Origin of the sequence: Aeribacillus pallidus (genome assembly GCF_050478865.1) — a bacterium.
In the GTDB taxonomy this organism is placed as follows: domain Bacteria; phylum Bacillota; class Bacilli; order Bacillales; family JACDOC01; genus JACDOC01.
The window spans coordinates 140,588-162,502 of sequence record NZ_JBCNBW010000034.1 but is presented as its reverse complement, the minus strand read 5'-3'; the positions used below and the strand labels follow the sequence as shown (position 1 = coordinate 162,502).

Annotated in this window: 28 protein-coding genes; 9 read left to right on the top strand and 19 right to left on the bottom strand. The window is 41.3% G+C overall.

Translation table 11 applies throughout. From position 1 onward, the window contains the following. Positions 1–239: 239 nt before the first annotated feature. The 11 genes from sigF to spoIIM all read right to left on the bottom strand — a co-directional run bounded on the left by sigF (position 240) and on the right by spoIIM (position 9,611). Complete coding sequence (gene sigF, locus ABES52_RS08350; protein ID WP_429650685.1) at positions 240–998, bottom strand: RNA polymerase sporulation sigma factor SigF; 759 nt, start codon at positions 996–998, stop codon at positions 240–242. Between the two features lie 12 nt (positions 999–1,010). Then, a complete protein-coding gene (gene spoIIAB, locus ABES52_RS08345; RefSeq protein WP_429650684.1) occupies positions 1,011–1,451 on the bottom strand; it encodes an anti-sigma F factor in 441 nt (146 codons plus the stop codon). Between the two features lie 3 nt (positions 1,452–1,454). Further along, on the bottom strand, positions 1,455–1,805 hold the full coding sequence (gene spoIIAA, locus ABES52_RS08340) for an anti-sigma F factor antagonist (protein ID WP_429650683.1): 351 nt from the start codon (positions 1,803–1,805) through the stop codon (positions 1,455–1,457). Positions 1,806–1,904: 99 nt separating this feature from the next. Beyond that, the gene (locus tag ABES52_RS08335; protein ID WP_429650682.1) at positions 1,905–3,083 is read right to left on the bottom strand and encodes a D-alanyl-D-alanine carboxypeptidase family protein; all 1,179 of its coding nucleotides are present in this window, start codon (positions 3,081–3,083) and stop codon (positions 1,905–1,907) included. A gap of 489 nt (positions 3,084–3,572) precedes the next feature. Further along, the gene (locus tag ABES52_RS08330; RefSeq protein WP_429650681.1) at positions 3,573–4,877 is read right to left on the bottom strand and encodes a pyrimidine-nucleoside phosphorylase; all 1,305 of its coding nucleotides are present in this window, start codon (positions 4,875–4,877) and stop codon (positions 3,573–3,575) included. Between the two features lie 17 nt (positions 4,878–4,894). Continuing rightward, positions 4,895–5,716: a purine-nucleoside phosphorylase gene (locus ABES52_RS08325; RefSeq protein ID WP_429650680.1), complete on the bottom strand. Its 822-nt coding sequence runs from the start codon at positions 5,714–5,716 to the stop codon at positions 4,895–4,897. A gap of 18 nt (positions 5,717–5,734) precedes the next feature. Continuing rightward, complete coding sequence (gene deoB / locus ABES52_RS08320; RefSeq protein WP_429650679.1) at positions 5,735–6,919, bottom strand: phosphopentomutase; 1,185 nt, start codon at positions 6,917–6,919, stop codon at positions 5,735–5,737. 240 nt (positions 6,920–7,159) lie between these two features. Then, on the bottom strand, positions 7,160–8,053 hold the full coding sequence (xerD, locus tag ABES52_RS08315; protein WP_429650678.1) for a site-specific tyrosine recombinase XerD: 894 nt from the start codon (positions 8,051–8,053) through the stop codon (positions 7,160–7,162). Between the two features lie 6 nt (positions 8,054–8,059). Beyond that, positions 8,060–8,281 carry a YqzK family protein gene (locus ABES52_RS08310; protein WP_429650677.1) on the bottom strand — a complete coding sequence of 74 codons (222 nt, stop codon included), beginning with the start codon at positions 8,279–8,281 and terminating at the stop codon, positions 8,060–8,062. A gap of 115 nt (positions 8,282–8,396) precedes the next feature. Further along, positions 8,397–8,855, bottom strand: coding sequence for a ferric iron uptake transcriptional regulator (fur, locus tag ABES52_RS08305; RefSeq protein ID WP_429650676.1), 459 nt, complete (start codon positions 8,853–8,855; stop codon positions 8,397–8,399). Positions 8,856–8,966: 111 nt separating this feature from the next. Continuing rightward, a complete protein-coding gene (gene spoIIM / locus ABES52_RS08300; protein WP_429650675.1) occupies positions 8,967–9,611 on the bottom strand; it encodes a stage II sporulation protein M in 645 nt (214 codons plus the stop codon). Between the two features lie 143 nt (positions 9,612–9,754). On the opposite strand from spoIIM, the gene ABES52_RS08295 reads away from it, so the two are divergent. Then, entirely contained in the window at positions 9,755–10,339 is a 585-nt protein-coding gene (locus ABES52_RS08295; protein WP_429650674.1) for a GNAT family N-acetyltransferase, read from the top strand. A gap of 200 nt (positions 10,340–10,539) precedes the next feature. After that, positions 10,540–10,821 carry a GNAT family N-acetyltransferase gene (locus tag ABES52_RS08290; RefSeq protein WP_429650738.1) on the top strand — a complete coding sequence of 94 codons (282 nt, stop codon included), beginning with the start codon at positions 10,540–10,542 and terminating at the stop codon, positions 10,819–10,821. Positions 10,822–10,867: 46 nt separating this feature from the next. Here the strand turns inward: ABES52_RS08290 and ABES52_RS08285 are convergent, their stop codons facing one another. After that, on the bottom strand, positions 10,868–11,425 hold the full coding sequence (locus ABES52_RS08285; protein ID WP_429650673.1) for an NUDIX hydrolase: 558 nt from the start codon (positions 11,423–11,425) through the stop codon (positions 10,868–10,870). A gap of 71 nt (positions 11,426–11,496) precedes the next feature. Between ABES52_RS08285 and mciZ the strand changes: the two genes are divergently transcribed. Next, the gene (gene mciZ, locus ABES52_RS08280; protein WP_429650672.1) at positions 11,497–11,628 is read left to right on the top strand and encodes a Z-ring formation inhibitor MciZ; all 132 of its coding nucleotides are present in this window, start codon (positions 11,497–11,499) and stop codon (positions 11,626–11,628) included. A 74-nt stretch (positions 11,629–11,702) separates the two neighbouring features. Then, complete coding sequence (locus ABES52_RS08275) at positions 11,703–12,626, top strand: aldo/keto reductase (RefSeq protein ID WP_429650671.1); 924 nt, start codon at positions 11,703–11,705, stop codon at positions 12,624–12,626. A gap of 127 nt (positions 12,627–12,753) precedes the next feature. Here the strand turns inward: ABES52_RS08275 and ABES52_RS08270 are convergent, their stop codons facing one another. The 4 genes from ABES52_RS08270 to ABES52_RS08255 all read right to left on the bottom strand — a co-directional run bounded on the left by ABES52_RS08270 (position 12,754) and on the right by ABES52_RS08255 (position 15,740). Beyond that, positions 12,754–12,987, bottom strand: a complete 234-nt coding sequence (locus ABES52_RS08270; RefSeq protein WP_429650670.1) for a YqkE family protein — start codon at positions 12,985–12,987, stop codon at positions 12,754–12,756. A gap of 185 nt (positions 12,988–13,172) precedes the next feature. Further along, positions 13,173–13,835 carry a CoA transferase subunit B gene (locus tag ABES52_RS08265; RefSeq protein WP_429650669.1) on the bottom strand — a complete coding sequence of 221 codons (663 nt, stop codon included), beginning with the start codon at positions 13,833–13,835 and terminating at the stop codon, positions 13,173–13,175. A 13-nt stretch (positions 13,836–13,848) separates the two neighbouring features. Further along, complete coding sequence (locus tag ABES52_RS08260) at positions 13,849–14,538, bottom strand: CoA transferase subunit A (protein ID WP_429650668.1); 690 nt, start codon at positions 14,536–14,538, stop codon at positions 13,849–13,851. Between the two features lie 11 nt (positions 14,539–14,549). Beyond that, a complete protein-coding gene (locus ABES52_RS08255; RefSeq protein ID WP_429650667.1) occupies positions 14,550–15,740 on the bottom strand; it encodes an acetyl-CoA C-acetyltransferase in 1,191 nt (396 codons plus the stop codon). Between the two features lie 152 nt (positions 15,741–15,892). Here ABES52_RS08255 and ABES52_RS08250 point away from each other — a divergent pair, with 152 nt between their 5' ends. The 4 genes from ABES52_RS08250 to ABES52_RS08235 all read left to right on the top strand — a co-directional run bounded on the left by ABES52_RS08250 (position 15,893) and on the right by ABES52_RS08235 (position 18,542). Next, positions 15,893–16,789, top strand: coding sequence for a hydroxymethylglutaryl-CoA lyase (locus tag ABES52_RS08250; protein ID WP_429650666.1), 897 nt, complete (start codon positions 15,893–15,895; stop codon positions 16,787–16,789). Between the two features lie 52 nt (positions 16,790–16,841). Beyond that, positions 16,842–16,973 (top strand): hypothetical protein, encoded by a 132-nt coding sequence (locus ABES52_RS08245; RefSeq protein ID WP_429650665.1) that lies wholly within the window; start codon positions 16,842–16,844, stop codon positions 16,971–16,973. Between the two features lie 76 nt (positions 16,974–17,049). Then, entirely contained in the window at positions 17,050–17,973 is a 924-nt protein-coding gene (locus ABES52_RS08240) for an alpha/beta hydrolase (RefSeq protein ID WP_429650664.1), read from the top strand. A 353-nt stretch (positions 17,974–18,326) separates the two neighbouring features. Further along, positions 18,327–18,542: a CDGSH iron-sulfur domain-containing protein gene (locus ABES52_RS08235; RefSeq protein ID WP_429650663.1), complete on the top strand. Its 216-nt coding sequence runs from the start codon at positions 18,327–18,329 to the stop codon at positions 18,540–18,542. A gap of 14 nt (positions 18,543–18,556) precedes the next feature. Here the strand turns inward: ABES52_RS08235 and ABES52_RS08230 are convergent, their stop codons facing one another. Both ABES52_RS08230 and ABES52_RS08225 read right to left on the bottom strand, forming a co-directional pair. Next, positions 18,557–18,904 carry a YolD-like family protein gene (locus ABES52_RS08230; RefSeq protein ID WP_429650662.1) on the bottom strand — a complete coding sequence of 116 codons (348 nt, stop codon included), beginning with the start codon at positions 18,902–18,904 and terminating at the stop codon, positions 18,557–18,559. 55 nt (positions 18,905–18,959) lie between these two features. Continuing rightward, positions 18,960–20,222 carry a Y-family DNA polymerase gene (locus ABES52_RS08225; RefSeq protein WP_429650661.1) on the bottom strand — a complete coding sequence of 421 codons (1,263 nt, stop codon included), beginning with the start codon at positions 20,220–20,222 and terminating at the stop codon, positions 18,960–18,962. A 333-nt stretch (positions 20,223–20,555) separates the two neighbouring features. Here ABES52_RS08225 and ABES52_RS08220 point away from each other — a divergent pair, with 333 nt between their 5' ends. After that, positions 20,556–20,750: a YqzH family protein gene (locus ABES52_RS08220; RefSeq protein ID WP_429650660.1), complete on the top strand. Its 195-nt coding sequence runs from the start codon at positions 20,556–20,558 to the stop codon at positions 20,748–20,750. Positions 20,751–21,111: 361 nt separating this feature from the next. Here ABES52_RS08220 and ABES52_RS08215 read toward each other — a convergent pair whose 3' ends face one another. After that, positions 21,112–21,906, bottom strand: coding sequence for an SDR family NAD(P)-dependent oxidoreductase (locus ABES52_RS08215; protein WP_429650659.1), 795 nt, complete (start codon positions 21,904–21,906; stop codon positions 21,112–21,114). Positions 21,907–21,915 lie beyond the last annotated feature (9 nt).

The following is a 21,915-nucleotide window of genomic DNA, read 5'->3' as shown; positions in this document are numbered from 1 at the left end:
ATATACATCGTTTGGCGCTTAATTTTTTTACTCAGTACACTGGAGTTTTGCTCTTAAATGTTATTTTTTGCTCATAACTTCGGTAGATTAACTCTTAAGTTTTATTTTTTGCTCTTAACTTGAAGATTTTTACCCTTAAATCTGTATTTTTTACTCATCAAATATAATAATTGCTCATATGGCTAGTCCTTTTCTCATGATGTTTTAAACTTTCCAAATAAAAACAGCGCCTGGACCTATTATAGATCCATGCGCTGTTTCATTTGGTGCAATATTTTTTTCTCCAACCTCGATACTTGTACTTGGGAAATGCCTAATCGTTCAGCCACTTCAGATTGGGTTTGGTCTTTATAATACCTTAAGTAGACAATGAGTCGTTCTCGGTCGTCCAATTCGCGAATCGCTTCTTTTAAAGCGATTTTATCAAACCATTTTTCTTCTCGATCATCCGCGATTTGGTCTAATAATGTAATGGGGTCGCCCTCGTTTTCGTAGACGGTTTCATGAATAGAAGAAGGGGCTCTACTCGCTTCTTGGGCCATAATGATATCTTCCGCAGACAGGTCTAAGTGTTCGGCCAATTCATTAATAGTTGGTACCCTTCCTAACGATTTCGATAATTCATCTTTGGCTTTGCGAATCCGATTGCCCATCTCTTTTAAGCTTCGACTGACCTTAACGGAACCATCATCCCTAATAAACCGTTGAATTTCACCGATAATCATCGGAACGGCATACGTGGAAAATTTGACATCATACGTAAGGTCAAATTTATCCACCGATTTTAATAAACCAATACACCCAATTTGAAAGAGATCGTCCGGCTCGTATCCGCGATTTAAAAAGCGCTGAACTACGGACCAAACCAGGCGAGTGTTATTCTGTACAAGCGTATCTCTCGCCTCTTGATCCCCTTCTTGACTGCGACGAATTAACTCTTTCACTTCATGATCTTTTAAATAAACTTGTCCTTTTTCATGCTTGAGCTCCACATCCATAGGCACGACTCCTTAATTACATAGCGCTGTACTTTTCGCTAAATGCTTTTTTAATCGAATCGTGGTGCCTGCTCCTGGTTGTGATTCAATGTCGACTTCATCCATAAAGTTTTCCATAATAGTAAAGCCCATACCAGAACGTTCTAGTTCCGGTTTCGTTGTAAATAACGGTTGTCTCGCTTCCTCAATATTCTTAATACCGACTCCTTCATCACGTATCGTCATCTCGACGATGTTATCATTTATTGTCACGGAAATATACACCATTCCGTTCGGATTGTTTTCATAGCCGTGAATAATGGCGTTCGTGACCGCTTCCGAAACAACGGTTTTAATTTCAGTCAATTCATCCATCGTCGGGTCTAATTGAGCGATAAACGCAGCAACGGTCACACGGGCAAAAGACTCATTTTGACTTAACGCGCTAAACTGAATATGCATTTCGTTTTTCATCGTTTAAGCAACCCCCAATCTTTGCAGTGCAATTTTTTCGGATGGTTCGAGACGGATAATTTTATAAAGGCCCGACATTTCAAACAATCGATTCACTGCAGGGGAAATTGCACAAACGACCATTTCTCCGTGCTTTTGCTTAATTTGTTTGTATCGCCCAAGAATGACTCCTAACCCTGAGCTATCCATAAACGAGAGCTGCTCTAAATTAAGGACAATATGTTTGATATTATAGGTTTCAATCGCCTGACTCGCTTGTTCTTTTAACTGTTCCGCTGTATGGTGGTCCAACTCTCCGCTAAGACGGATACATAACACTTCCCCAATCACTTCTAAATCGATGGAAAGACTCACTATTTTCGGCCTCCTTATTGATTCGATAGTGAGTCTATTCGATTTTGTTCTCTTTAATTCCTTCCCTTTGACAAAAATAGTGTTTCTTCTTCAAATTTTTTACGAATCTTTTGGAACGACTTTCGTATACATACCGAAAACTTTTTTATAAAGTTTCCACCAGCTTGCTTTTTTGACACTATCTCCAGCAACTAACGGTGTTTCTAGCACTTTTTTTCCATCCTTTTTGACAACTAATTTTCCGACTGGGTCCCCTTTTTCAAGCGGGGCTTTTATAATAGGGTCCAGTTGAATGTCTTGTTGGAAGTTGTCTATCGATTCTCCTTTTTTCGTCAAGATGGAAATCGGTTCTTCTGTTGTCACTGAAACGTGGTTTTTCGCTCCTTTGCTGACTTGGACTTTTCCAACTTTCTCGTCTTTTTTGTACAATGGATGGGTTGTGTATTGATTGAAAGCATAGTCTAACATTTTTGATACTTGGGCGTTTCGCGATTTTGGTGTTGGTGCCCCATACACAACCGCAATGACACGCATCCCATCTTTTACAGCCGTTGCTGTTAAACAATACTTTGCTTCATTTGTATAACCGGTCTTTAGTCCATCTACGCCTTTGTAAAAGCGGACCAGTTTATTTGTATTGACGAGCCAAAACTTTTTATCGGTATTTTCCCGTAAATACGATTCGTACTGCCCCGTAAACTTGGTTATTTCTTCATATTTCAACAGCTCTTTCGCCATAATCGCCATATCGTAAGCGGAGCTGTAATGATCATCAGCTGGAAGTCCAGTCACATTTTGGAATTTTGTATTTTTCAAACCGAGTTTTTTTGCCTTTTGATTCATCATTTTTACAAAAGCATCTTCACTTCCGGCAATTTTTTCAGCAAGAGCAACCGATGCGTCATTGGCCGAACCGATCGCTATTCCTTCAAGCATCTGTTCGACGGTCATTTCTTCTCCAGGCTCTAAAAAAATTTGCGAGCCGCCCATAGATGCCGCGTATTCACTTGTGCGGACCATGTCATCCATTTTTAACTGTCCTTTATCAATCGCTTCCATAATCAGAAGCATTGTCATAATTTTCGTCATCGACGCCGGCGGTAACGGCTCATGGCTATTCTTTTCATATAAGACCGTTCCCGTATCTCGTTCAATTAAAATTGCCGATTTTGCCTCATCTGCTAATTCACTTTTTTTCTCTTCTGCTGCCACGAAATGAGGAAAAAGAATTGCTTGAATCATTATAAAAGCAACTACCCAATGGCTCCATCGCTTCATCTTACAACCCTCCAATATGTATTCATACTTTAGCATTTTTTGAAAAACTTACACCTATTGGCCTATTTTTTCCAACATAATCAAATTTATACAATTCCTAATTAGTTTTCATTGCTGAATGGTTTAGAAAATAGGAAACTGAAATAAAAATTGATCAATCTGCAATACAGGGGATCCAAACTGCAATACAATTAGGGGTAACTGCAAAACAAAGGGGTTAAACAGCAAAATAAGATCTCTTACTGAAAGTGACTTTACATAAATAAGAAATTAAAAATAGCTTTTCGATAGTATTTTTAGGATATCTATGTACAAATTTCACAGCTTTTTTACACTTTCGGTCCTTTTACTTATACTTTCACCGAATTGTTTTGTAGTTTCTGCCATTTGGTTTGCACTTTCGATACAAAATACAGTGAGGAAGTTTAAAAAATTATCGTTTAATTAATAAACCCCAAAAGGACTTTGTGCCTTTTGGGGTTCCTTTGATTATTCTGTAATTTCTCCATAGATTAGCGTTGGTGCTTCTACTTTTTCTTTGGAGATTCGAATGTTGTTGTAAAGTTTCTGCTTAATTTGCTCGATGTCTTCGAAGTTACTATGAATGGTGACAAGGGATTCGCCTTTTTGGACATAATCACCAATTTTTTTACGTAATACAAGACCGACCGCTAAGTCAATTTGCGATTCTTTAGTCGCGCGTCCGGCACCTAGAAGCATGGCCGCTGTTCCGATTTCGTCGGCAACGATTTCTGAAACATAGCCATCTTCTTTGGCTTCGAGTTCCACGACATATTTTGCTTGTGGAAGACGTTCTGGATGGTCGACAACGGATGGGTCGCCACCTTGTGCTTGTAAAAACTTTTTAAACGTTTCTAGAGCTGATCCATCTTCAATGACTTGTTGGAGTTTTTGACGAGCTTCTTCCAGAGAATCAGCTTTTTCTGCTAAATATACCATATGGCTACCTAGCGTTAAGCAAAGCTCAGTTAAATCTTTCGGTCCTTTTCCAGAAAGGGTATCGATTGCTTCTTTTACTTCTAGCGCATTTCCGATCGCATATCCAAGTGGCTGACTCATATCAGAAATAACCGCCATCGTTTTACGACCTACATTGTTTCCGATATTGACCATCGCTTGGGCTAATTCCTTCGCTTCTTCCAGCGTTTTCATAAAGGCGCCTGCACCAGTTTTAACGTCAAGGACGATCGCGTTCGCTCCCGCCGCAATTTTTTTACTCATAATAGAGCTTGCAATCAACGGAATACTATTAACAGTTGCTGTTACGTCACGTAGAGCATAAAGCTTTTTGTCCGCTGGCGTTAAGTTGCCGCTTTGACCGATGACGGCTAATTTGTTTTCGTTCACAAGACGAATAAATTCGTCATTTTCGATTTCTACGTGGAATCCTGGTACAGCTTCTAATTTGTCAATCGTTCCACCGGTATGACCTAATCCTCGGCCGCTCATTTTCGCTACTGGAACACCAAGAGATGCCACTAGAGGACCAAGAACAAGTGTTGTTGTATCGCCGACGCCTCCTGTGGAATGCTTATCAACTTTAATTCCTTCAATCGCTGACAAATCAATTTGGTCACCGGATTCAACCATCGCCATCGTTAAATCGGCACGTTCACGCTCCGTCATGCCTTGGAAAAACACAGCCATCGTAAACGCGCTCATTTGGTAATCAGGAATCGTTCCTTCCGTATATCCTTTAATAATAAATTGGATTTCTTCTGTCGTTAATTCATGGCCATCACGTTTTTTTTCAATTAAATCTACCATCCGCATATCGTTTCACTCCACCCTTACTTATTGATTGATCGTACAATTTCTTTTACATATGTTAAGAAGTTTTGGCGAACTTTTTCCGTTGTTTCAATGACTTCATCGTGCGTTAATGGTTGATCTAAAATACCTGCTGCCATATTGGAAATACAAGAGATGCCTAACACTTTCATGCCCATATGGCGAGCAACAATGACTTCTGGAACGGTGGACATACCAACCGCATCTGCTCCTAATGTACGAAGCATGCGTACTTCCGCAGGTGTTTCATAAATCGGACCGGTATTAGCGACATAGACTCCTTCACGTACCGGAATGTTTAACTTTTGAGCAATTTCTTTCGCTAATTGACGATATTCTTTATCGTACGCTTCAGACATATCCGGGAAGCGTGGTCCAAATTTAGAATCGTTTGGTCCTATTAATGGGTTGCCTCCCATATTATTGATATGATCGGTGATAATCATTAAGTCGCCTGGTTCAAATGATTCGTTAACGCCTCCGGCTGCATTTGTGACAATGAGCGTTTGAACCCCAAGCTGTTTCATGACACGAACTGGGAACGTTACTTGTTGAAAGGAGTAACCTTCGTAATAATGGAACCGTCCTTGCATGGCGACGACTTTTTTTCCACTTAATTCACCAAAAACAAGCTGACCTTTATGGCCTTCTACCGTAGAAACCGGGAAATTAGGAATTTCATTGTAAGGAATCACCAATGGATTTGTAATTTCTTCTGCTAACACGCCAAGTCCAGAGCCAAGGATTAAGCCAATTTCCGGCGTATCGGCATATTTTTCTTTTAAATATTGGGCCGCATGTTGTACTGCTTCGTAATTCATGGATGGACACTCCTTTATTTATTTCAACAGTTGTAAGAAGCTTTTTCCGTATTTTGGCATCGTTACGCCAAAGTTTTCAGCAACGGTCGCCCCAACATCAGCGAATGTTTCCCGAAGTGGAAGTTCTTTTCCGCTGTTCATTCTTGTTGAGTAGACAAGTAATGGTACATATTCACGCGTATGGTCAGTTCCGTGATGTACTGGGTCATTTCCATGGTCAGCCGTAATAATTAATAAATCATCATCCGTCATTTTTTCAAACACTTCTGGTAACCGGGCATCAAATTCTTCTAACGCTTTTCCGTACCCAATCGGATCACGACGATGCCCATATAACGCATCAAAATCAACTAAATTAATAAAGCTAAGTCCGGTAAAGTCTTTATCAAAAGTAGCAATAAATTTATCCATTCCGTCCATGTTTGATTTCGTGCGGATGGCTTCTGTTACCCCTTCACCGTCATAAATGTCGGAAATTTTACCGATTGCAATAACGTCGTAGTTCGCATCCTTTAATTCATTCATCACCGTACGATCAAACGGTTTTAACGCATAGTCATGACGGTTCGCCGTACGGGTAAAGTTTCCTGGCTCCCCGATGAACGGACGAGCAATAACACGTCCGACCATATATTTTTCATCTAAGGTAAGTTCACGGGCAATTTCACAAATGCGATAAAGCTCTTCTAGCGGAATTACTTCTTCGTGTGCCGCGATTTGCATCACTGAATCAGCAGATGTGTACACGATCAGAGCCCCTGTTTCCATATGCTCTTCGCCAAGCTCTTCAATAATCGCCGTACCGCTTGCTGGTTTATTTCCAATCACTTTTCGACCGGTTTTTTCTTCTAATTGTTGAATTAATTCTTGTGGAAAGCCTTCCGGGAACACTTGGAACGGGGTAGATATATTAAGTCCCATAATTTCCCAATGACCCGTCATCGTATCTTTCCCTGCGGAAGCTTCTTTCATTTTCGTATAGTACGCCATCGGTGCGTCCGCTTTCGGTACCCCTTTAATTTCGCGAATGTTGGATAAACCTAATTTCGCCATGTTCGGCATGTTGAGGCCGTTCATTTTTTCCGCAATGTGTCCTAACGTATCTGCACCTTTATCGTTATACTTCTCAGCGTCTGGTGCTTCACCGATCCCTACTGAATCCATAACGATGAGATGAATACGCTTATATGTAAAATCAGCCATGTACCTTCACTCCTTAAGTAAACGTTGTACCTTTATCTACCATATTTCCTAAAATTCGTTCTAACTTAAAGCGGTTACATCAAGTTACAAGATTATCTTTCCCAAACGTTTAGGAACGAAACAAATCTATCATATGGTCAGAAGTCTGACAACATTATTGTATTAAAAAGGGGAACCGGTGACAAGGAAAAAAAGCCGCTTCCCCTTTAATTTCTTTATCATTTTTCCTTTATCTTCCTCTTACGCCCGCGGATGAAATTGGGAATACACGTCTTTTAATCTCATTTTCGTTACATGGGTATAAATTTGGGTCGTCGAAATATCCGCATGTCCTAACATTTCTTGAACTGCGCGTAAATCCGCTCCGTTTTCTAACAGGTGGGTAGCAAACGAATGGCGCAACGTGTGCGGGGTTAAATCTTTTTCGATATTCGCTTTCTTGGCTAGTCCTTTTAATATTTTCCAAAATCCTTGTCGAGTGAGGCGTCTGCCGTGATGATTTAAAAATAAGGCCGAAGTTGTTTCTTTCCGGGAAACGAGCTGAGGGCGTCCTTTTTGTAAGTACCGTTCGAGTGCTTCTGTCGCCACTCCTCCGATTGGAATGATGCGCTCTTTGTTACGCTTCCCTATGCAGCGAACAAATCCCATTGTTAAATGAATATCGTCCATATTCAAACTAATGAGTTCGCTCACTCGTAGACCGGTCGCATAAAGTAGCTCGAGCATCGCTTTGTCGCGAATGCCGATTGGTGTTTGTACGTCCGGTGCCTCTAACAATGACTCGACTTCTTGAATGTTCAATACTTTCGGTAAGGTTCGTTCCGTTTTTGGTGTTTCAATATGAAACGTAGGATCTTGTTCTGTCACTTTTTCGCGTAATAAAAATTGATGGAACGACCGAATAGACGCTACTTGTCGAGCAATCGTTTTCGACGATTTGTTTTGCGTTTTTAAAAAATCTAAATAATGGACAATATGGAATCTCGTTACATCATTTAAGGATGAAATTTGCTCAACCTTTTGTAAATACTGAATATACCCTTTTAAATCTCGTTCATACGATACGACCGTGTTTTTCGCTAATCTTTTTTCCACGATTAAAAAATGAATAAAATCTTTTAATTGATCTTCCACGGTATTCTACTCCCCATCCATAAAATACAATAATAATCGTTCATACCAGTTCATATTCTCTTCCAATCGGAACACTTTGACGGCCGCTCCTTCTGGCTCGTCGTAACGGTGCATATTTTCATATTCTTCATTGATCCACTTAAAACCGAAATAAAACAAGACGGTGCTCCCGGTAAATAAAACAAAGACTTTGAGTGTTTGCCAAACTAGCTTAATATAATATTTCATCCCGTTTTCCTCCTATTCCTTCTTATATACAAGCTATGCCAGAAGAAACGGGATTTATACTTTTAATAAGGTGATAAATAAAAAACCTTTTCTAGTGAGAAAAGGCTTTACAATTTTAATCTTGTTCGTCTTCATTTTTTTCTTGACAACGAAAGCAAATCCCATGGAACGTTAGACGATGGTCCTTAATTTTAAACTTCCAATCTCGTTCGACAATCGTTTCAACATCCCCCAATAAATCTTCTTGAATTTCGTCTACTGCTCCACATTCGATACAAACAAGATGATGATGGAAATGGGCTGCACCTTCTTGACGTAAGTCGTAGCGCGAAACCCCGTCCCCAAAGTTTATTTTGTCCACAATTTTTAATTCCGTAAGCAGTTCGAGTGTGCGATACACCGTCGCCAATCCAATTTCAGGATACTTTTCTTTAACGAGGAGGTATACATCTTCGGCACTTAAATGATCTTCTTCATGTTCCAACAACACTCGAACGGTTGCTTCACGCTGGGGCGTCAATTTATAACTAGCAGAATGTAATTGTTTTTTAATTCGTTCTAACCGACTTTCCATAATTCGTCCCTCCCTCGTCGCTGTCGTATTTATTATATCAAATGCGGGAGGTTTAGCAAACAAGAATTATTCTAAACAAGAATAAATAATTTTTATTAAGTAATAATTATTTTAATTCAATGAAGAAATGACCGCTTTCATCAATGCTGGGGAAAGATAGGCTTCAATACTAGAAGCTAAGGTGATTCCAACGAAAGCGATAATTAGGCAAAAAACATACTTCACAAATAGCGGGAAAAAAGAAATAGAATACGACGGTCGTTGGACAATTTTTTTGATCAGTTGAAGGGAAAAACCTACGGCCACCGCAGACATAAAAATAAACAGCGGGATGATGAATAAGTTTTGCGGAAGAACGGTGGCAAAGGACAACATAAATCCTTTCCAGCCCATTTGATGAACGAGAAAGCCGACTGAAAATCCCACCACTAATCCTTTTAAAAACAGCAATATCAATATTATCGGTAAGCCAATAATCGAGATGCCTAACATCCACATTAGCCCTAAGTATTTCGCATTATGCAAAAAGCTTAAGCGAAACAAGTCTTCACTGGCCGCTACTTTCCCATCCGACACTTGTCCGAAAAATTCGTTTAAATAGTAAAACAAATCCTCTTTTTGTGAGAACGATAAACTATTGACGACAATTGCTCCGAAGAGGATGCCCATAAAAAAAAGAATCATGACAAATACGTAAATTGCTGCGTGTTCATTCATATGTTCAAGCAACGGTTGGTTCCGGAATCGCTTTCGCATTGAAATTCCTCCCTAAGGATACTCTAGTACAACGTATGCTCGTTCCTTAAGGGATATGATTTTTTCTTCTGCTTCTCCTATTGATAGATTACCAGAATATTGCTATTATTTTATTAATTTTTACCAACAAAGGAGGCGTTTACATGAATCCCATCATGATCCCTTTTCCAGACCGAATCGAATCCGAACGCTTATATATTCGGCCTGCCCTACCTGGGGATGGAGAAGTCGTCCATCAGGCAATCGTCGAATCACGCAAGGAGTTAAAAGAATGGCTCCCCTTTGCCCAAAAGGAGCAAACGAAAGCCGAAGTCGAAATAAATATCCGAAAAGCTTACAGTGAATTTATTACACGGGAAGATATTCGCCTACATATCTTTCGTAAAACCGATGACGAATTTATCGGTTCAACTGGACTTCATCGCATAAATTGGGACGTGCGAAAATTTGAAATCGGATATTGGATTCATACGAAGCATACAGGACATGGATATATGACGGAAGCAGTAAAACGGTTAACAGCGTTTGTGTTTGACGAATTAGACGGCAATCGGGTCGAAATTCGCTGCGATCCTGAAAACATTCGTTCACGCGCCATTCCGGAACGATTAGGGTTTACGTTAGAAGGCATTTTACGAAACGATTCGCTTTCTGCTGAGGGGACTTCGTTACGTAGCACGTGCGTTTATTCGGTTTTAAAAGATGAGTGGAACGAACTAAGAAAGTAGATTATAAAAGCGAAAGTTCGTAAAGCCGCTTTAACAGACTACGAAAAACTAAAACCGATACATACGGAAGTTCATAAACTTCATGTACAAGAGAGACCTGATATTTATCAACGAACGGACGAGACGTTAGATTATGCGTATTTTCAAGAACTGGTCGAAAGTCATGATGGCTGTATTTTCGTCATTGAAAACGGAAATGAATTGTCGCGTTTACGTTTTTACGAAAACGTGTAACGCCAAATCGAGCAATTTATCAAAAAAGGCACTATGTATTTATGGAAGACCTTGGTGTCACAAAAAGCTACCAAGGACAAGGTTTAGGAAAATTACTGTTCCAACAAGCCGTTCAATTCGCTAAAGAAGTTGATGCAGAAAGTTTAGAACTTGGTGTGTGGGAATTCAATCAACATGCGATTAAATTTTACGAAGCGATGGGAATGACAACCCAAGCGAGAAAAATGGAATACAAACTACGTAACTAGATTAAAATGAAAGCTTGAGGAATCGTGTCCTCAAGCTTTTTTATGTCTATTCCTTCTTGTTTAACAATTGTTGCAATCGTAAAAACTGCACGGCAAAAACGGTTTTCGCATCGTAGATCCGCCTTCCTTCTATCAGCTGCTCCGCTTCTTCGAGTGTCACTTCTAACAGTTCCACAAATTCGTCTTCATCTAGTTCTTTTTTTGTATCAAGTTTTCGTAATTTTTTAGCCAAAAAGACGTGAACGATTTCATCTGCGAACCCTGGTGATGTGTAAAAGGAAATGACATGCTCCATTTTTTCACACGTATACCCGGTCTCTTCCTCTAATTCCCGTATCGCTGTTTTTTCTGGCTCTTCTCCCGGCTCCAGCTTCCCTGCTGGAATTTCGATAAGTGTCCGCTCTAACGCTTTCCGATATTGCTCGACCATAACAAGTTTGTTGTCGGCCGTTAACGCAATGACAGCGACTGCCCCCGGGTGTTTAATGAGTTCGCGTGTCGATGTCTTCCCATTTGGTAATTCCACCGTATCGACTTGTAAGGAAATGACTCTCCCCTGAAAAATCGGTTCTGTTTTTACTGTTTTTTCTTCAAATTTCTTCATCCCATTCACTCCCGGTCTTTTACGGTTTAAATTCTCATACATTTTACCATACTTGGGATGGAGGCGATGAGATGAAAGTATATATTCATAAAAAAGGAATTACGCTCACCGGAAAAGCATGGGAAATTCGGCATCAGTTAAAACGGATGAACAAGCGTTATAAGCGCGTGATTGATTTTGTTGAACAAATGTATCCGAAATAGGCATTTTCCTATTCATTCCTTTCTTTTTCCTTTATCATGGGGATGAAGAAGCCTTTGTAAAGGAGGAAGAAAGGTTGGAACGACGTCAATTAGGAACATCGGATTTGTATGTATCGAAAATGGGCTTAGGCTGTATGTCTCTTGGGACCAACCAGGCGCACGCAGAATCCATCATTAAAGCGGCATTAGAAGCAGGCATCAATTATTTTGATACGGCTGATTTGTACGATTTTGGGATGAACGAAGAAATTGTCGGGAAATCTTTACAACCTGTACGAGATGAGGTCGTAATCGCCACGAAAGTTGGAAATAGATGGAACGAGCAAAAAGACGGTTGGCGATGGGATCCTTCAAAAGCGTATATTAAAGAAGCGGTAAAAGATAGCTTGCGTCGTCTTCGTGTCGACTACATCGATTTGTATCAATTGCACGGCGGGACGATTAACGACCCAATTGACGAAACGATTGAAGCGTTTGAAGAATTAAAAGAAGAAGGGCTCATTCGGTATTACGGCATCTCGTCCATCCGACCAAACGTGATTCAAACGTATGCCGAGCAATCCAACATCGTTTCTAATATGATGCAATACAGCCTATTGGATCGTCGTCCCGAAGAATGGTTTCCTTTATTACAAGAAAAAAATATTTCGGTCATTTGTCGAGGACCTTTAGCCAAAGGCCTGTTGACTACGGAAGGCTGGAGTAAAGCATCTGAAAAAGTTCGCCAAGAAGGCTATTTAGATTACTCCCCAGAAGAATGCCAAGAACTTATTACCCAGTTAGAAGAAAAATTTAACGATTCCCGTACATTAAATGAAGTCGCCTTGCAATTTTGTTTACGACACGAGGCGGTAGCAGCTGTCATTCCTGGGGCTAGTTCAGTGGAACAACTAAAAGAAAATATTCGAGCGGCAGAAAGTGCCGCTTTGTCGGATGAAGAATACGAGATTCTTCGTGAAATTACGAAAGAACAAAAATATACGGCGCATCGGCCATAACGAACTTAGCCCCTCCTATATATAGGAGGGGTTTAACAAATTTTTAGCATTTTATTATAGTTAGATAGCGTCAAGGCAGAAAGCAGTCTCAAAATTATTATAACCTGGATGTCTTAACACTATGAATCTACTTAAAGTCTTTCCAATTCAAATTGCTTTCGTTCAGCAATTCTTCAAACGTTTTATTTTTCTCCCGTTGTATCCGTTCTTCACGCTTTCTCCTCTCTTCTTCCACTTTTCGTTGTTGTTCGGCTTTTTCAAGTTCTTTTTTTGCTTCTTTTAGCTTTTGCAGCATGTCTGTATGTAAATGGTCTTTTAAAGTAGTGTTGGAATCAGTTGATGTTTGCTTTTTCTCCTTCATGGTTGAAACTCCTTTTTTCTTTGATTAATTCATTAAGTAGGTATTTTAATTAAATCAAGTTTGGAGTATTTTTTAAAGTCCAGTGTTTCGAGCAAACGCTCAATCAAAAAGCATGTGAACGGACCCATTCACATGCTTTTTCCAGTTGAACTCTTTTTGAGATATGTTTAAACTCTCTAATAACATTAATAAGCGTCGGTTACTAGTTCTTCGGAAATGATTAATTCCGGTTCTGTAGAAGCTACTACATCTTCTACCGTAAAACCTTTCGCGACTTCTTTTAAGACAAGTCCTTTTTCCGTAACATCTATCACCGCTCGTTCTGTAATGATGCGATTGACAACCCCTTTTCCGGTTAACGGTAACGAACATTGCTTTAAAATTTTCGGTTCGCCATTTTTGTTCACATGCTCCATAATGACGATAATTTTCCGGGCACCGTGTACCAAATCCATCGCGCCGCCCATCCCTTTAATCATCTTTCCAGGAATCATCCAATTGGCTAAGTCGCCGTGCTCAGATACTTCCATGCCTCCAAGAATCGCAACATCGATATGACCGCCGCGAATCATCGCAAACGATTCGGCACTATCGAAGTATGCCGCTCCTGGGATGGCCGTCACCGTTTCTTTTCCGGCATTAATTAAATCGGCATCTACTTCTTCTTCCGTTGGGTATGGCCCGATGCCAAGAAGGCCGTTTTCCGATTGTAAAACGACTTGTTTGTTATCTGAAATAAAGTTTGCTACTAATGTTGGCATCCCAATCCCAAGGTTGACGTAAAAGCCATTTTCGATTTCTTTTTCCGCTCGTTTCGCAATTTTTTCGCGCACTAGTGCTTTATCCATGTTCGCTCCCCCTTTATTTTCTCGTTGTCCGCCGTTCGATTCGTTTTTCTTGCTTGCCTTGAATCAATTTTTGTACGTAAATGCTTGGCGTATGAATGAAGTTTGGATCGAGTTCGCCCACCTCGACCAGTTCTTCTACTTCAGCGATCGTTACTTTTCCGGCAGCGGCAATCATCGGGTTAAAGTTTCGGGCCGTTTTGTTGTACACTAAGTTCCCCATTTTGTCGCCCTTCCATGCCCGAACTAAGCTAAAATCAGCGGTTAACGCTTCTTCCAACACGTACTCTTTACCGTTAAACGTACGAATTTCTTTTCCTTCGGCAATTGGTGTTCCGACTCCAGCTGGTGTATAAAACGCCGGAATGCCTGCTCCACCGGCACGAATTTTTTCCGCTAACGTCCCTTGTGGAATAAGCTCTACTTCAATTTCCCCTGCTAAGACTTGTCGTTCAAATTCTTTATTTTCTCCAACGTAGGACCCAACCATTTTCTTAATTTGCTTGTTTTGAAGAAGCAAACCAAGTCCCCAATCGTCAACACCACAGTTATTAGAAATCACTGTTAAGTCTTTCACGCCTTTTTCGACAAGGGCGAGAATTAAATTTTCTGGAATTCCGCACAGTCCGAAGCCACCGACCATAATGGTTGCTCCGTCATGAATATCTGCAACTGCTTCTTGAAAGGAAGTGTAAATTTGTTTCATGTTTCCGCCTCCTATTCTGCTAATTCAACTATGGTTGCTACCCCTTGTCCTCCACCAATGCACAAGGTAGCTAGTCCTTTTTTCGCCTTTCTTCGTCTCATTTCATGAATTAACGTGACTAAAATTCTGGCTCCACTAGCTCCGATTGGATGACCTAGGGCAATGGCTCCACCATTAACGTTTAAAATGTCTCGATTTAAACGAAGTTCCCGATCAACCGCTAACGATTGTGCCGCAAACGCTTCGTTCGCTTCTATGAGTTCAATGTCCTCCATTGATAGCGATGCTTTTTCAAGGACTTTTTTCACAGCAGACACTGGGCCGATTCCCATAATGGATGGATCGACACCTGCTGACGCATTCGCTTTAATGGTCACGAGCGGCTTAATTCCAAGTTCTTCTGCTTTTTTCTTTGACATAACAACAACGGCAGCTGCTCCATCGTTAATACCAGACGCATTTCCTGCTGTAACACTACCGTCTTTTTTAAACGCTGGTTTCAAAGACGCTAACTTCTCCACCGTTGTTCCTTTTCGTGGATACTCGTCTTGTTCAAAAACGATTGGATCACCTTTTCGTTGTGGAATGACGACAGGTACGATTTCTTCTTTAAACTTTCCTTCTTCGATTGCTTTGGCAGCTTTTTCTTGACTCCACGCCGCAAATTCGTCTTGTTCTTCTCTTGTAATTTTGTATTTATCACATAAATTCTCAGCGGTAATCCCCATGTGATAATCGTTAAAGGCACACCATAAGCCGTCGGAAATCATGCTATCCACGAGCTTTTGGTCACCCATTTTAAACCCGTTACGGGCATTTTTTAATAAATAAGGGGCCCGGCTCATATTTTCCATTCCACCAGCGACAACGATTTCGGCATCACCAGCGACAATCGCCTGGGTGGCTAAATGAACCGCTTTTAGTCCAGATCCACACACTTTGTTTATCGTCATTGAGGAAACGCTTTCAGGTAGACCCGCTAAAATAGCTGCTTGTCGAGCTGGATTTTGCCCAAGACCTGCTTGCAGCACATTCCCCATAATGACTTCATCAACTTGCTCCGGCTTGACACCTGCCTTCGCAAGAGCTTCTTGAATGACCGTTGCTCCAAGCTTTGGCGCTTCCACATCTTTAAGTGCCCCGTTAAAGCTTCCGATCGCAGTACGAACAGCGCTGACAATCACGACCTCTTGTTGTGACACGACTCCATCCCCCTTGCAAAAAAATAGTACCAATGCTTTTTATTCGATTTGCATAATTAAAATTCCTTTAATTTTTTAAAAAATTCTATTATTCTTGCTTTTTGCAGATTTTTCTTCCTACAATAAAGTGAGAATCAAAGGGGGAGATGAGAATGATTTCGTTACCAAAAAAAGTGACCATCATTGAAGTTGGACCACGGGATGGGTTACAAAATGAGGGGCAATTCGTCCCAACTAATGTGAAGGTAGCGTTTATTCAGGCGCTAAAAAAAGCTGGCTTTACCGAAATGGAATTAACTTCGTTTGTATCTCCAAAATGGGTGCCGCAAATGAAAGATGCGGCCGAAATCGTTGACCGTTGTCGAGACGACCTTCGAAATATCGTTCTTGCTCCAAATCGCAAGGGGATTGAACGTGTGCTTGAATCGAATTGTCAAGCCGTAGCAGTGTTTGTAGGTGTAAGTGATACGTTTAATAAGAAAAATATTAATAAATCAACCGCTGAAAGCATGGCCGAGCTTGTGCCGCTCATTCATGAGTTGAAAGAGCGCGGCTTGTTTGTTCGGGCGTGCATCTCGACTGCTTTTTATTGTCCATATGAAGGAAAAGTGGACCCAGACCGAACCGTTCAATTGTGTGAACAATTCGTTGAAGCCGGTGTCGATGAACTAAGTGTGGCGGATACAATCGGCATGGCGACACCGCTCGAATCATACGCTCTTTTTTCTAAAATGAAAGATTCGTTTCCTTCTGTGTTGCTAACCGCTCACTTCCATGATACGCGTGAAATGGCCTTAGCCAATATTTTCGCTGCCCTTCAAGCCGGTGTCGACCGCTTCGATTCTTCGGTTGGCGGATTAGGAGGATGTCCGTTTGCAAAAGGCGCTACTGGAAACGTCGCTACGGAAGATGTCGTGTATATGCTGGAGCGTATGGGCATCGAAACGAACATTGATTTACAGCAACTGATAGAAGCGTTACGTATCGTTGAACCGTATCTTTCCCGGGAATTGACAAGCGGGTATTATCGACTGCATAAGCAAGAATAATTTTTCATTGGCTGTTCATCCTAATGAGGAATACGTATCAGGAGGGATGAGCATGAGCCAAAAACGAGAGAAAGGATTTTCCCAAAAAGGAAAACCGACGGCCGATACTACAAAACAAACCATGGCAGCAGAAGATTTAGAAACAGCCATTCATCCTCGAAAGAGACAAAATAGCACTCAATAAGGATGGATGGTTCGAACACTATCGGCCTGCAGTCGGTAGTGTTTTCTTTTTATCTTAACTATATTAGGTGATGAACATGAAAAAATGGGTGCCAATTGTCGGTGGTTCTGCTTTAGCGGTTACTTCTCTTATAACGTATTTTTCCCATCAAATGATGTACATAAAGAAAAAAGAAGAAAAATTCATTCTCAATCGTGATCAACAGCGAAAATTATGCTCGCTTACTGATTTTGACGCGTTACCGAAAGAGGAGGTATGGGTCAATTCGCCTTTCGGCTACCGAATAAAAGCGGTATTTGTCGAACCACACGAAACGAAATGGTACGTCGTGTTTTGCCATGGGGTAACGGAATGTAAATGGAGCTCGATTAAATATATGAATTTATTTTTACAACGCGGATTTAACGCGGTCATTTATGATCATCGCCGCCACGGGGAATCAGGTGGTAAAACAACGAGCTACGGTCATTACGAAAAATACGATTTACAAGCGGTGATTCACACGTTGCTTCGTAAAAGAGGCCCTGACGTCCGGTTCGGCATTCACGGGGAATCGATGGGGGCGGTCACTATGCTTCTTTACGCCGGAATGTTTGAAGATTGCGCTCAATTTTACATTGCCGATTGCCCTTTTTCCGATTTTGAAGAACAGCTTCTTTATCGGATGAAAAAGGAATATAAAGTATCGTCTCGGTTGCTACTTTCGTTAACGGACAGGCTTCTCCGCCTGCGAGATGGATATTCGGTGAAAGACGTTTCCCCACGCCGCATCGTCGATCGCATATCGGCTCCGGTGTTGTTTATTCATAGTGAAAAAGATGACTACATTCTTCCTTCGATGACGAAAGAACTGTACGAACGAAAAAAAGGCCCGAAGCAACTGTTCTTAGCAACCGATGGAGTTCACGCTGAAGCGCTGTTTAAAAATCGGGAAGCGTATGAACAGGCGATTGATCAATTTTTACATACGTATGTCTTTAGTACTTCGGTTGAAAGTTGATGTTTCAAGTCATCCGGCGAGACGTATTCTTACTGTTTTTTTGTTCGGTCTTTTAGAGCAAGCAGATTTTTTGCTCTTAAGTACGTAGGATTTCTCTTAACATGTAATTTTTTCTCTTAACCACAGCAAATTTGCTCTTAACTTGTGAGTTTTTGCTCGTTACCACGGCAAATTTGCTCTTAGATGCTGTCCTTATTAGTACTTTTCCTTTTATATTTTTACAGATTAAACCTTTCCGTTATGTTCTTTATGGAAAATTACCTCCGCGAACGAAACCTCAGCTTGCTTTTTTTGTTGTTTCCTTTTACCATCAGAAAAGTAGGGGTTTTTTAAGTGTGAAAGGGTGGTTTTTCATGACGAAAGTCCAAATTAAAGTGAACGATAACGGTTCGTTCCGCGTTACGGGAGATGTTGAATTAATTGACGCGGAAGGAAACAAATTTGAAACGAAGCAAGTATTTTCTTTATGCCGTTGTGGACTTTCATCTAAAATGCCATTTTGCGATGGATCCCACAAAGGAAAATTTGAATCCGTTGTTCGCGCTCCTAAGTCAGAACAGGAAGCGTAAAGAAGAGCTGTCGCCTATTCCGACAGCTCTTCTTCATGAAACCGGATATCGACAATGTTAGCTAGCGGAACAACCCATCGTTCGGAGAAGTTGTCTTCTACATGTAGCGTCTGTTTCAGGGTATCTACTCGAACAATCGTCCCGATGAGCGGGCGATACTGGTGGTCGTCATAATGTGTAATGACGACTTGTTTTCCTGAGTGTAACGCTTCTTCTGTAATTTCGTTCATCTTTTCCAATGCTTGTTCGTCGACCGTAATTGGTTGTTCATAGCTATCTTCCTTCGCCCAGTTGCGCAGCATTTTTACATGCTCCGGAAGCATCATCGACGTCCACTTAATTCGTCCACGATCTCGAATCATTGGCCCCCCTCCTTCGTTTTCTTTAGGTATGGCAATCGGATGTTCCACATACCCTCTATGCTTTATGACCGCCAACTAATTTAGCCCGCAGACGAGCCGTTCCTGCGCTTGTATACGAAACGGAACGTAACAGCGCAGCGGAACCGTACCGACTACGAATAGCGTCCATCGTATACCCTAGCTCTCGTTTTTTCCACAAATTCGGTTCAAATAGGCGCAGCTGGAGCATATCATCGTCTACGACATTGGAAAGCGCCACCGATATTTGCCGAACCGTCTTGTTTCGATAATGTTCTTCAAATAGCTGTAAGCACGTTCGGTACAAATCCATCGTCACGTTTGTTGGCTCACTCATCGTTTTGGAGCGGTAAAAGCCGCCTCCTAATTCGTCTTGACTGTACCCGATGCCTAAACTCACCGTTCGTCCCGCCTTCCGATGCGTCCGCGCACGCCGTGCCACTTCTTCACACATTTCGAGAATGACGTGCTTAATTTCCTCTTTGTCTTTATAATCACGTAATAAAATTTGACTTTTTCCAAAGCTAATTTGCCCTTCCATAATCGGTGCTCCGATTTCAGACAAATCGACGCCCCACGCATGATAGTACAGCTGATTGCCCATGATTCCGAACTTCGCTTCCAGCTTGTGCAAGTCGTACTTAGCCAGTTGGCCAACAGTAAAAATCCCCATTCGATTGAGCGTTCGCTCCAAACGCTTGCCGATTCCCCACATTTCACTTAACGGCTGAACCGGCCATAGCTTTCTCGGCACATCTTCGTACGTCCATTCAGCAATCCCGGTTTTTTTCGCTTCTAAATCTAAACACAATTTAGACATCAGCATGTTCGGACCGATACCAATGGCGCAAGGAAGTTGAAATTCTCGCTCCATTTCGTCGCGAATTTTTTCCGCAATCGTCCAGGCACTTCCCCACAGCTGACTCGTACCGTCCACTTTAATAAAACTTTCATCTACGCTGTACGTATGAATCGCTTCTTTCGGAACGTACCGATGAAACAGCTTCGTCAGTTCGGTCGAAATTCGTAAATACGTCGCCATTTTCGGTTCAACAATTTTAATACGCGGGTCATTTGGAATTTCAAATAGGCGGGAACCTGTTTTCACACCAAATTCTTTTTTTAACCGCGGAGACGCCGCCAGCACCACGCTTCCTTTCCGATCGATGTCCCCAACCACTGCTAAGTAACACGTTTGTGGATCCAGCCCGAGCATAACAGCCGAACAACTAGCGTAAAAACTTTTCATGTCGATGCACAAAATTTGCTGTTTTGGTAAACAACTATAATCGACAGTCATGCTCCCACCTCTTTACGTAAAATACGAACACTTGTTCTTATTCTATTCATAATAGTATGCGAATATACGTTCGATTGCAACTGGTACTTTTTTCTTATCTGTATAGTTGTTTTGGCGCATAAGGCCTGATGTTAGCTCCTAAGAAAACTGATTGGGTACATAGCGGCTTATAGAACGCGCATTTGGCATTTGGTACATAAAAAATCTAATTTAGTACATAGCAATAAATAGGATATATCTATCGGCGATCTAAACTTCCTTATGAGCTGCCAGGACTCAAAATTTTACTTTTCGACGAAGAAAACTGATATAATCAAACAAGGAGATGATCGTATGGAGCAAAAGTTAATTGAAAAAATGATTCGCAATTGCTTTATGCAATATGAATACGGCCGCGGGGATGTACTGCTTAGCGATGAGGATTTAATAGCGCTATGTCAACGGGTCATTGAAGAAAAACAACATTGCCCGGAAGCGGATGTACACGAGGTTGTGCAAGATGTCGTGTATGAATTTTTAACAACGTAATACAAAAAACGCTAGGGATGGGATCACCTAGCGTTTTTGTATAAGAACTACAAAAAATTCTTTTAAAAAACAGATTCTATTAGCAATATTTCTAAAATGAGACGTCCAATAACAACCCCATTGATAGGTATTGTACCCGTTTACCATAAAGGACCGATTTAGGCATCGATTTAAAAATTGTTGCATCGGCAAGTCCTTATTTCACTTGAAAACCGTATTATGCCCTTAGATGGCGTTTTTGCACCGAGAAATGTCAATATGCACTCATTTGCGAACTACTGAACAATCAACCTCATTAATGTGTTAACAAAAGTGCCCCCTACAGCAGAGAACACCTTTGTTACAAATACCTAGCTACTTTTTATTTTTGAAAAAACGCCCTTTTCCCCAGTCGCTCGACAAGTGACGGGAACAATTGATACAGCTTACTACCGACATTCATCCATCTTGGCATGTTGATCTCACGGCGGTTCGTTCCTAAACAAGCAATGACCGCTTCGGCTACTTGTTCGGGGCGAAGCATCCATCGTTTTACGTTTTTGACATACGTTCCGGACTCGTCGGCGATGGCAAAAAAGTCGGTATCAATCGGACCAGGGTTGACCGCTGTGACGAACACACCAAAAGCTTGAAGCTCGAGTCGGAGGCTATTGGTAAATCCTAACACCGCATGCTTCGTCGCTGCATAAACGCTCGATTTAGGGGTGGCGATTTTTCCGGCTTGGGAAGCAATATTGATAATGTGCCCACATTGATTCGCTTTCATATGGGGGATGACTTGTCGAGTGCAGGCGATGAGTCCTAACACGTTGACATCAAACATCCGGTGAACATCTTCCATCTTCATATCGACGATTTCTTGAAACAAACCGAAGCCAGCATTATTAATTAAGACATCAATCTTCGGAAACATGGTTAAAAGTTTCGTGAACACTTCTTCTACTTGGCGACTATCCGTCACATCCAACGCCATGACCGTCACGCTTCCTTGTTCTTGTTCGATTTGGTTTGCAATTTCCCGTAGTTTTTCTTCTCGGCGGGCCAGTAAAATCACATGGGCACCGCACCCAGCGGCTAACAGCGCCATTTCTTTTCCAATCCCACTTGATGCACCGGTAATCACAACTCGTTTTCCTTTTAGCCAAGGATTTAGCATACCGTCCCT